This window comes from Streptomyces sp. NPDC005494 (assembly GCF_042872025.1).
Taxonomy (GTDB): domain Bacteria; phylum Actinomycetota; class Actinomycetes; order Streptomycetales; family Streptomycetaceae; genus Streptomyces.
Genome location: NZ_JBIAJR010000005.1, coordinates 281,458 through 292,051, shown reverse-complemented (window position 1 = coordinate 292,051; position 10,594 = coordinate 281,458). Strand labels below are relative to the sequence as shown.

Annotated in this window: 10 protein-coding genes; 5 read left to right on the top strand and 5 right to left on the bottom strand. The window is 73.2% G+C overall.

From position 1 onward, the window contains the following. Positions 1-7: 7 nt before the first annotated feature. Entirely contained in the window at positions 8-250 is a 243-nt protein-coding gene (locus tag ACFYQ6_RS17715) for a CopG family transcriptional regulator (protein ID WP_361578007.1), read from the top strand. Continuing rightward, a complete protein-coding gene (locus ACFYQ6_RS17710; protein WP_014154751.1) occupies positions 247-681 on the top strand; it encodes a type II toxin-antitoxin system VapC family toxin in 435 nt (144 codons plus the stop codon). Before ACFYQ6_RS17715 ends, ACFYQ6_RS17710 begins: the two co-directional genes overlap by 4 nt. Positions 682-694: 13 nt before the next feature. Here the strand turns inward: ACFYQ6_RS17710 and ACFYQ6_RS17705 are convergent, their stop codons facing one another. The 3 genes from ACFYQ6_RS17705 to ACFYQ6_RS17695 all read right to left on the bottom strand — a co-directional run bounded on the left by ACFYQ6_RS17705 (position 695) and on the right by ACFYQ6_RS17695 (position 2,531). Continuing rightward, positions 695-862, bottom strand: a complete 168-nt coding sequence (locus tag ACFYQ6_RS17705) for a hypothetical protein (protein ID WP_014154752.1) — start codon at positions 860-862, stop codon at positions 695-697. 79 nt (positions 863-941) lie between these two features. Then, positions 942-1,460: a DinB family protein gene (locus ACFYQ6_RS17700; protein WP_361578674.1), complete on the bottom strand. Its 519-nt coding sequence runs from the start codon at positions 1,458-1,460 to the stop codon at positions 942-944. A gap of 90 nt (positions 1,461-1,550) precedes the next feature. After that, entirely contained in the window at positions 1,551-2,531 is a 981-nt protein-coding gene (locus ACFYQ6_RS17695) for a DMT family transporter (RefSeq protein ID WP_388763697.1), read from the bottom strand. A 159-nt stretch (positions 2,532-2,690) separates the two neighbouring features. On the opposite strand from ACFYQ6_RS17695, the gene ACFYQ6_RS17690 reads away from it, so the two are divergent. Further along, positions 2,691-3,635, top strand: coding sequence for a LysR family transcriptional regulator (locus ACFYQ6_RS17690; RefSeq protein ID WP_361578014.1), 945 nt, complete (start codon positions 2,691-2,693; stop codon positions 3,633-3,635). 52 nt (positions 3,636-3,687) lie between these two features. Then, on the top strand, positions 3,688-4,842 hold the full coding sequence (locus tag ACFYQ6_RS17685) for a serine hydrolase domain-containing protein (RefSeq protein ID WP_388763695.1): 1,155 nt from the start codon (positions 3,688-3,690) through the stop codon (positions 4,840-4,842). A 40-nt stretch (positions 4,843-4,882) separates the two neighbouring features. On the opposite strand, the gene ACFYQ6_RS17680 is transcribed toward ACFYQ6_RS17685, so the two are convergent. Then, positions 4,883-7,681, bottom strand: a complete 2,799-nt coding sequence (locus tag ACFYQ6_RS17680; protein ID WP_388763693.1) for an FAD-binding and (Fe-S)-binding domain-containing protein — start codon at positions 7,679-7,681, stop codon at positions 4,883-4,885. Between the two features lie 97 nt (positions 7,682-7,778). On the opposite strand from ACFYQ6_RS17680, the gene ACFYQ6_RS17675 reads away from it, so the two are divergent. Continuing rightward, positions 7,779-8,423 (top strand): dihydrofolate reductase family protein, encoded by a 645-nt coding sequence (locus tag ACFYQ6_RS17675; protein ID WP_361578023.1) that lies wholly within the window; start codon positions 7,779-7,781, stop codon positions 8,421-8,423. A gap of 125 nt (positions 8,424-8,548) precedes the next feature. On the opposite strand, the gene ACFYQ6_RS17670 is transcribed toward ACFYQ6_RS17675, so the two are convergent. After that, on the bottom strand, positions 8,549-10,345 hold the full coding sequence (locus ACFYQ6_RS17670; RefSeq protein WP_388763821.1) for an LCP family protein: 1,797 nt from the start codon (positions 10,343-10,345) through the stop codon (positions 8,549-8,551). Positions 10,346-10,594: the final 249 nt, after the last annotated feature.

Here is a 10,594-nt window from a genome sequence, read left to right as displayed (position 1 = left end):
TGGAGACATGATAAAGACGACTGTGTACCTTCCCGAGGACCTGGAAGTCCGGCTGGACGCCGAGTCGTCCGCGACGGGGGTCAGCAAGGCGGAGCTCATCAGGAGGGGCGTCGCCATGATCCTCGACCACGCGGAGCGGCCCAAGCGCAGCGGAGATCTCCCGGTCTTCGACAGCCGGCGCCCGCTCAGCCCCGAGGCGATGGACGACGTGGTGTACGAGCACATCAAGGAACGAGCAGCACGCCGTTGATCATCGTCGCCGACACATCCGCCCTGTACGCGGCGTTCGACAGCGCGCAGCCCGAGCACTCCGGCGCCGCGAAGATCCTGGAGTACGAGAGACTGGCAGTCTCTCCCCTGGTGCTCACGGAGCTCGACCACCTCGTCCACCGGGACCTCGGCTTCCCGGCAGCCATGCGAGTCATGGAAGCCCTCAACGCGCGCATCACGGACGGCCAGTACAGACTCGCGGACCTCAGACCCGCCGATCTGGTCGCGGCCCACACGGTACGCCGCGACTACGGAGGGCTGAGGCTGGACCTCGCGGACGCGGTGGGAGTCGTCCTCGCCGACCGGTACAGGACCGACCGCATCTTCACTCTCGACCAGAGGGATTTCAGGGCCATCACCCCCCTGACCCCCGGCCTCACCGCGTTCCGCATCCTGCCCGTCGACGGCTGAGCCGCCGTCTGGGTCACTCCGTGCGGTCGCCCTCGGCCTGGGAGGGTTCGGTCCGGGGGACGTCGGGGTGTGTCTCCAGGGCACTGCCCCGCGCGGCGGGCTCCTCGCGTTCGCCCTCGGCCTGTGAGGGGGTGTGCGAGTACAGACCGGCGTACTCATCGGTTCCCTTCGTGGATCCCATGCGTGCGCCTCCTTCCTCCGCTCCCTTCCATCGTGCCTCGCCCGCCCGCTCCCGGCACGGCCGCGCCCGCGGCGGCCCGCTACCGCCCCTTCGACGCCGCCTCCGCCATCTTCGCCGTGGTGCTGGCACCGTCCAGCGCCTCGCGGATGATGTCGGCGTGACCGCTGTGGTGGGCGATCTCGCGGAAGATGTGCCAGAGCACGCGACGGACGGTCCAGACGACCGGCTCCGGAGGCGACCAGGGGTACGACGGCAGCGTGACCTCACGGTCGAGGTCGGCCTCCTCGCGCACCGTACGGTCGAACGCCGCTGCCGCCGCGTGGAACGCCTCCAGCAGCCCGGCCACCGTCTCGGCGTCGGTCATCCGGTTGTCGTCCGGATCGAGATCCGCCCAGCCGACCTCGGCGGGGGCGGTGCCCTCGACGACGTCGAGCCAGCCGCGCTGCACCTTTCCGAGGTGCTTCAGGAGCCCGCCGAGGGTCAGCTCGCTGACCGTCGTCCGGGCGCGCGCCCCGGCGTCGTCGAGTCCCGCGACGGTGTAGAGGAAGTTGGTGCGCTGATCGGTCACGAGGGCGAGCAGATCGTCACGTTCCGGCATGTGTTCCTCCAGGTGGGCCATCGCGACCACCCTAGGATCGGACGTCCGGCCGCGCAGCCGGAACGGACCGGTCCCCCCGGCGGGGCGGACTCACCGCTTGGTGAGGCCCCGCGTCTGACTGCGTACCGCGCCCATGCTCGCCCCGATGACCAGGGCGATGGCCAGGGCGTCCGTCGTGGAGAGTGCCTGGTCGAGGATGAGGAAGCCCGCCGTGGCCGCGATGGCCGGTTCGAGGCTCATCAGGATCGCGAAGGTGGGTGCGGGCAGCCTGCGCAGGGCCATGAGTTCGAGGGTGTACGGGAGGACCGAGCTCAGCAGCGCCACGGCCACGCCGAGTCCCACGGTGGAGGGGACCAGGAGCTTCGAGCCGGCTTGCATGATGCCGAGGGGCAGCGAGAGGACCGCCGCGACGACCATGGCGAGGGCCAGGCCGTCGGCCTGCGGGAAGCGGCGGCCCGTGCGGGCGCTGAAGACGATGTACGTCGCCCACATCACGCCCGCGCCCAGGGCGTACGCCGCCCCGGCCGGATCCAGGCGGTCGAAGCCCCCGCCGCTGAGGAGGACGACCCCGCCGAGCGCCAGAGCCGCCCAGACGAGGTTGACCAGCCGCCGGGAGGCCACGACCGACAGGACCAGGGGGCCGAGGACCTCCAGGGTCACCGCCGCGCCCAGCGGGATGCGTTCGGCGGCCTGGTAGAAGAGCGTGTTCATCCCGCCCATCGCGATACCGAAGGCCACCACGGTGCCCCAGTCGGCGCGCGAGTGCCCGCGCAGCTTCGGCCGGCAGATGACCAGCAGCACGAGGGCGGCGGCGGCGAGACGCAGCGTGACGACACCGAGCGCTCCCGCCCTCGGCATCAGCAGCACGGCGACCGCCGCCCCGAACTGGACGGAGAGCCCGCCCGCCACCACCAGCGCCACCGGGCCGAGCGCGGCCCTGCGGGCGCCGGGGCGCCGTGGCCCGTCCTGCGCGGGGCCGGCGGCGAGGCCGGTCCCGGAGTCGAGCGCGGACACCGCCTCGGGTACGGCGACGGCTGCGGCCGACTCTGCGGCAGCGCGCGGGTCGTTCACCAGAAACCTCTCATCCAGTCCGGCCAGGCGAGGCAGTGCAAGATAATGCACTGACACATACACGATACGACACCGAACGCGAGCCGCTCCCCTCCTCACGGTAGACACCCGCGCGCCCCCGGTGAAATACCGTTTGTGCTCTCGTTATGCTCCGGACGCATGAGCACTGGACAGGGCGCCGGCACCAGCGGGCGCGGTATCGAGATCCGCCACCTGCGGGCCTTCCTCGCCGTCGCCGACGAGGGCAGCGTCACCCGCGGCGCCGCCCGGCTCGGGGTCACACAGCCCGTCGCCTCCCGGACGCTCGCCGCCCTCGAACGGCATCTGGGCGTCCGCCTCGTCGACCGGTCGACCCATCACCTCGCCCTCACCCCCGAGGGGGTGGCCTTCCGGGACAAGGCCGCCACGGCGGTCGGCGCGTTCGAGGAGGCCCTCGACCCCGGGCGGCTGCGCCACTGGCCGCTGCGGCTCGGGCACGCCTGGTCCGCCTTCGGCCCGTACACGACCCCGCTCCTGCGGGCCTGGCAGCAGCGCCACCCCGGAACCCCGCTCGAACTGCTGCGCATCGACGACCGCACGGCCGGGCTCACCCGGGGCGAGGTGGACGCGGCCGTACTCCGCGGGCCGGTGGACACTCCGGGGCTGGTCACCGAGGTGCTCTTCACCGAGACCAGGGTGGCCGCCGTGGCCGCCGACGGCCCGCTCGCCCGCCGCGCCTCGCTCTCCCTGGCCGACCTGACCGCCGACGCGGTCGTCCTGAACACGGTCTCGGGCGCCACCACACTCGCCCTGTGGCCCCCGCACGCGGCTCCGGCCGCCACCCTCGCCGTCGCCAACACCGACGACTGGCTCACCGCCATCGCCGCCGGGCGGGGCAACGGGGTCTCGGGGGCGTCCACCGCCCAGATGCACCCGCACGCCGGGGTCGTCTACCTACCGCTGGACGACGCCCCGCCGCTGCCCGTGCTCCTCGCCCGCCGGGAGGGGCCGGGCCATCCGGCACTGCCCCGGCTCGCGGCGCTCGCCCGGGAGATCGTCGCGCGGGAACAGCCGGGGACGCCCGGAGGATTCGCCCGCCGGCCGGGGAATGAACCGCAGGCGTAAGGGAGTTGGGAGCCGTTGTATCGATCGGCTCGATCACTCCAGGGGGCGCGACATGCCGGACACCGGCGACACCATCACCGTGCACGGCACGGTAGCGGCCGGCTTCGAGGGCGTACGGGAGGAGTTCGCCGCCGTACTCGCCGCCGACCACACCGAACCGGGCAGTCAGCTCGCCGTCCACCACCACGGCCGCCGCGTGGTGGACCTGTGGGCCGGGGAGGGCATCGCGGGGGACTCGCTGCCCGCCGTGTACTCCTCCACCAAGGGCGCAGCCCATCTCGTCGTCGCCCTGCTCATCCAGGACGGCACCGTCGACCCCGACCGCACGGTGGCCTCGTACTGGCCGGAGTTCGCCGCCGAGGGCAAGGGCGAACTGACCGTGCGGGAACTGCTGTCGCACCGCGCCGGGCTGGTCTGGGCGGACGGCGGGTTCAGCATCGAAGGGCTGGCCGACGACCGCGTCATCGCCGCACGGCTCGCCGGCCAGCGTCCTTACTGGACGCCGGGCACCGAGTACGGCTATCACGCGCTGACCATCGGCGCCCTCACCGGTGAGGTGGTGCGGCGGGCCACCGGGCGGTCGATCCAGGAGATCTTCGAGGAGCGGGTGCGCGCGCCCTACGGACTGGACTTCCACCTCGGCCTGCCCGAGGCGCTCGAACCCCGCTACGTCAGCATCCGCCCCGGCACCCCCGCGCCCGGTCCGGCGACGGGCGGCCCGCTCGACCTGGACAGCTTGCAGGCGCTCGCGTTCGGCTTCGCACAGGACCCGCCGCTCGATCTCGTCGCCCTCCCCGACAGCCGGGCCGTACGCGCTCTCGGTCCGGCCTCGGTCGGCGGCGTCGGCTCCGCGCGCGGGCTCGCGGGCATGTACGCCGCGGCCGTCTCCGAGGTGGACGGCCGGGCACCGCTGCTCACCCCGGAGACGATCGCCGAGGTGGGCCGGGTGCACTCGAAGGGCACCGACCTGGTGACCGACGAGACCGACCACTTCGCGCTCGGCTTCGAAGCGGTGCGCGCGACGTACCCGGCCCTGGGCGAGGGCGCGTTCGGGCACTCCGGTGCGGCGGGCTCGCAGGCGTACGCCGATCCCGTCAACGGCGTGGCCTACGGATACACCCGGCGCCGTTTCGCCCTGCCCGGCGGCGCCGCACCGGAGAACGTGCGGCTCTCCGCGGCGGTGAGCGAGGCCGTCGCCCAGCTCTGAACCCTCAGCGGCGTGGCAGCCCGTCCGGATCGTGCCGGGCTCACGGGCGCGGCCCGTCCGGCTGATCCGGCGGCAGCCCCTCCGCCAGGACCTCGGCGAGGTGCCGGGCCCGGCGCCCGGCCAGTTGGTCCAGCTGCGTACGGCAGGAGAAGCCGTCGGCCAGCAGCTCCGTGCCGGGTTCCGCCGCCCGCACGGAGGGCAGCAGCCGCTCCTCGGCGCAGGCCACGGAGACGTCCCAGTGACCGCGCTCGAAACCGAAGTTGCCGGCCAGCCCGCAGCATCCGCCACTCAGTTCGCCGGTCAGGCCGGCCCGCTCGCGCAGCCTGCGCTCGGCGGCGTCGCCGAGCACCGCGTGCTGGTGGCAGTGGGTCTGGCCGGCGACGGGCCGGCCGAGCCGGGGCGGCGTCCAGTCCGGGGTGTACTCCTCCAGGTACTGGGCGAGGGTGCGTACGGAGGCGGCCAGGACGGCGGCGCGCGGGTCGTCGGGGAGGAGCTCGGGCAGGTCCGTGCGGAGGCTGGCGGCGCAGCTCGGTTCCAGCACGACGAGCGGCTCCCCGAGCGCCCCTTCCATCAGGTCCAGGGTCCGGCGCATGACGGCACGGGCCGCGTCCAGCCGGCCCGTCGAGACCTGGGTGAGGCCGCAGCACACCCCGCGGCGGGGCAGCACCGGCGCCCGGCCCGCCGACTCCAGCACCCGTACGGCCGCCCGGCCCGCCTCCGGCGAGAAGTGGTCGGTGAAGGTGTCCGGCCAGAGCAGCACGGCCGGGCCGTCCGCCCGCGACCGGCGGCCGGTGAACCACGCCCGGAACGTCCGCCGCGCCAGGACCGGGAGCCCGCGCCGCCGCTCGATGCCGGCGAGCAGCTTGGCGAGGGCGGCGAGCGGGCCGGTCTGGGCCAGGGCGTTGAGCGGTCGGGCGAAGGGGGCCGCCATCCGCAGCCATCGCGGGAGCCCGCCCAGCGCGTAGTGCGCGGCGGGGCGCAGCCGGCCCTTGTAGTGCTGGTGGAGGAACTCCGCCTTGTACGTGGCCATGTCGACGCCGACGGGGCAGTCGCTGCGGCAGCCCTTGCAGGACAGGCACAGGTCGAGTGCGTCGCGTACCTCCGTGGACCGCCAGCCGTCCGTGACCACCTCGCCCGCGAGCATCTCGTGCAGCAGCCGCGCGCGGCCCCGTGTGGAGTGCGCCTCCTCGCCGGTGGCCCTGAAGGACGGGCACATGAGGTCCTGGCCCGGTTTCTCCGTACGGCACTTGGCGACGCCGACGCAGCGGCGCACGGCGGCCGTGAAGTCGCCGCCGTCGTGCGGGTAGCCGAAGGCCACGTCCACGGGCCGCCTCGGGAGGACGGCGAAGCGGAGGTTCTCGTCGAGGCGTGCGGGACGGGCGAGGATGCCGGGGTTCAGGCCGCCGTCGGGGTCCCAGAGGTCCTTGAACCGGGTGAACAGGCCCACCATCTCGTCCCCGTACATCCGGGGCAGGAGTTCCGCCCGGGCCTGCCCGTCGCCGTGTTCGCCGCTCAGTGATCCGCCGTGCGCGACGACGAGGCCGGCCTGGTCCTCGGAGAAGCGGCGGAACCGGGCCACGCCCTCCTCGGTGAGGAGGTCGAAGTCGACGCGTACGTGGATGCAGCCGTCACCGAAGTGGCCGTACGGGGTGCCCCGCAGGCCGTGTTCGGCGAGCAGGGTGCGGAAGTCCCGCAGATACGGGCCGAGTCGGCCGGGCGGCACGGCGCAGTCCTCCCAGCCGGGCCAGGCCTCGGTGCCGTCGGGCATCCGGGTCGCGGTCCCGGCGGCGTCCTCGCGGATGCGCCACAGGGTCCGCATGGCGGCGGGATCGGTGACGACGGTGCCGTCCAGGGCGTCGGCGGCGCGCAGGATCTCCGTGGCACGGGCGCGGGCCTCGGCGGGGGTGTCGCCGCCCGTCTCCACGAACAGCCAGGCGGCGCCCCGGGGCAGCCCTGCCGGTTCGCGTACGAGGTCCTCGGCCATGCCCTCGACGGTGAGCGGGCCGTACGGGAGGAGGCCGGGGGCGGCGTCGGCGGCGGCCGACTCGTCGGCGTAGCCGAGGACGGCGAGGGCGCGGGCGCGCGGCGTCCCGACGAGGCGGACGGTCGCCTCCGTGACGACGGCCAGGGTGCCCTCGCTCCCGCAGAGGGCGCGGGCGGGGTCGGGGCCGTTCTCGGGGAGCAGGGCGTCGAGTGCGTAGCCGGAGATGCGGCGCGGGAGAGCGGGGAAGCCGGTGCGCAGCGGGGCGAGGTGGGCGGCGGCGAACTCGTGGAGGCCGGGGGGTGCGCCGGGCAGGTCCCGGCCGATGTGCAGGCTCTCGCCGCCGTACCGCAGGACGCGCAGGCTCCGGACGTTGTCGGCGGTGGTGCCCCAGGCGACGGAGTGGGAGCCGCAGGAGTTGTTGCCGATCATGCCGCCGAGCGTGCAGCGGCTGTGGGTGGAGGGGTCGGGGCCGAAGGTCAGCCCGTGCGGGGCCGCGGCGGCCCGCAGGTCGTCCAGGACGACGCCGGGCTGGACGACGGCGGTCCGGGAGGCGGGGTCCAGCGCGATGATCTCCCGCATGTGGCGGGTGAAGTCCAGGACGACGCCGGCCCCGGTGGCCTGGCCCGCGATGGAGGTGCCGCCGCCGCGGGGCACGACGGGGGTGCCGTGCTCCCGGCAGACACGCAGGGTCTCGGCGACGTCCGCCGCGTCGCGGGGGGACACGACCGCGACGGGGACGCGGCGGTAGTTGGACGCGTCCATGGTCGTCAGCGCGCGGGCGGTCCTGGTGGTGTCCACCTCGCCGCGGACGGCCGCGGTGAGATGGTGGGCGAGGTCGCTGGGCTGGGTGGCCATGGGCCCAGCATGGACCACCGGCCGGTCGGGGCCGCGCCGATGAGTTCGCCCGGCCCGGAGAGTCTCATCCCCGTTGTCACGATCGAAGGAGGAGCACGTGGCTCAACTGCTGAGGGTCCAGAACTTCAACGTGTCGAGTGACGGGATCGGCGCCGGTGAGGACCAGACCCTGGAGAGGCCGTTCGGCCATGTCGATCCGGGGAGGCTGTTCGCCTGGGCGGGCGCCACGGCGAGCTGGCCGATGCGCACCGAACCCGGCGGGAGCCGGGGCCTGGACGATTACCTCACGCGGGACTACGCCCGGGGTATCGGCGCCGAGATCATGGGCCGCAACAAGTTCGGTCCCCAGCGCGGGCCGTGGCAGGACGAGGAGTGGAAGGGCTGGTGGGGTGACGAGCCGCCGTTCCGCACCCCGGTGTTCGTCATGACCCACCACGAGCGCCCGTCGTTCACGCTCTCCGACACCACGTTCCACTTCGTGGGCGGCGAGCCCGCGGCGGTCCTCGAACAGGCGCGGGAGGCGGCCGGGGGCAAGGACGTGCGGCTCGGCGGCGGGGCCACCACCATCCGGGAGTTCCTCGACGCCGACCTCGTGGACACCCTGCACGTGGCGGTCTCGCCGACGAAGCTCGGTACGGGGGTGCGGCTGTGGGATTCCCCGGACGACCTGCTCGACCGGTTCCACCTGGACGTCGTCCCCAGCCCGAGCGGGGTGACGCACCACCTGTTCTGGCGGAAGTGACCGGGCGCGGGTCCCCTCCGAGGGTGGTCCCGCGAAGGCGACCGGGTCCGGGGCCGCCGACGAGGGCGGCCCCGCGAAGGCGACAGGTCCCGGGCCGCCGACGAGGGCGGCCCCGGGCCTGACGGCTACTTGGCGCAGACCGCCTTGTCCGCCTCCACGCGCTGGATGTCGTCCGGCGCCTTCTGCGGGGCGGTGAGCGGGCTGCCCGCCGTCTTGAAGTCCGGGCCCAGCGTCAGCACCATCGGGTCCATGTCACCGGCGTCGGTCTTCGTGGGCTTGAGGGCCGAGGCCGACAGGCCCATCAGGTCGGCGAGCCGGCGCGCCTGGTCCGCCTGGTTGGGGGCGTAGACGAGCTGCGTCTTCTTCACGTCCGCCGGCGCGTTCGCCTTGTTGGTGGACTTCAGCACGCCCTCTTCGTTCTGGAGCCAGTCCAGGGCGTTCTGCGCGGAGCCTGCCGGGGCGCCGCCGTTGAAGACGTCGACCCGTACGTCAGCCGGGTCGGCCATCTCGCCCTTGAGCTTGGCGTCCGCGGCGGCCTTGGCCGCCGCCTTCTCCTGCTTCTCCACGGCGGTGAACGAGACGTCCTCGCGCATCATCGAGAAGACCTGGGGCGCCTTGGACTCGTCGAGGATGACGGTCGCCTTGTCGTTCGGGTTGTCCAGCACCGGGACCGTGGTGAACGTGATGTTCTTGGGGTCGACCGAGGCCAGTTCCATGCCGAGTTTGCGCAGCTGGTTGATGTCGGCGATCGTGTCGTCGACGGTGAGCGCCTTGGTGGCCGCCTCCGCGAGGGACCACATCTTGGTGGGGCTCGTCAGGGTGTCGTTGGACTTCAGCTTGCGCATCAGTGAACCCAGGAACTGCTGCTGGATCTCGATGCGGCTCAGGTCGCTGCCGAAGCCGACGGAGTGCCGGGTGCGCAGGAAGGCGAGGGCCTGCTCGCCCTGGAGGGTGTGCTCGCCCTTGGACAGTTTGAGGTGCGAGTCCTTGTCGTCGATGTCCTTGGCGAGACAGACGTCCACGCCGTCGACGGCCGTCGTCAGCGACTTGACCGCGGCGAAGTCGGCCACCATGAAGTGGTCGACCTCGAGGCCGGTGAGCTCGGTGACGGTGCGCATGGTGCAGCTGGGGGTGCGCTCGGACTGGCCGAGGCTGGTGTTGAAGCGCCCGCCGGCGGTGCCCGGGATGTCCTTCTTGGTGCCGTCGGCCAGCTGGGTCGGACAGTTCGGGATGTCCGTTATCAGGTCACGCGGGATGCTGAGCGCGGTCGCGTTCGTACGGTCCTTGGAGACGTGGAAGAGGATGTTGGTGTCGGCGTGGCCGACGCTGCCCGCGTCCCCATAGCCCTCGTTGCCCTTGCCGGTGCGCTTGTCGGTGCCGATCACCAGGACGTTGATCGCCCGGTCCTTGCTGAAGCCGCCGGTGCCCGCGCCGTCGGTGGAGACGGACGTGATGTTGCCGTTGAAGTGCTGGTACACGAGGTAGCCCGCGGTGCCGGTGCCCACCAGCAGGAAGGCGATCACCCCGCCCGTCCACACCAGCGCCTTCTTCTTGCCGGATTTCTTCGGCTTGGCCTTGCGGCGTCCCTGGGCCGCCGGCGGAGCCGCACGGCTGCCCGCCTTCCGGGGCTCGTCGCGGTCCCCGCGTCCGGACTCGTCCCGGCCGCCGCGCCCGCCTTCGGCGCCCCTGCGCCCGCGCTGTCCGGGGACGGATGCCCGGTCGCCGGGCGGAGGCGTCGCGGGCCCCGGCCTGCGCCGCGAGCCGGACGCTCTGGCGTCGGACGTGCCCGGGGAACCGGACGACGTGGACGATCGCCCTGAGGAAGGGGTCAGTCGCAGTTCGTAATCACCGGTGTCCGGGTTGAGTACCCACTGGTCTGCGGGGTCGATGCCCTCGTCCCGCCCACGGCCTTGCGCGTCCACGGTTGCTGCGTCCTCCGTCGGGGCCACGCGGCGCCTCCCCCTTCAAGGCGCGCGGTGTGTCTTACGGCAGTGCCCGACCTGGCAGGTCGGCCGCACCGGAGCGCTCACATTAGCTGGCCACCGGCTCAGGAGCGACGATCGTGACAATTCAAGCCTGACACAGGGGACATAGAGTCACATATGCCTCTACATACCCGCCCACATGGGAGTTCGATCCGGCGCCGGGCGGCCGCGCAGTACCGGAGGAAC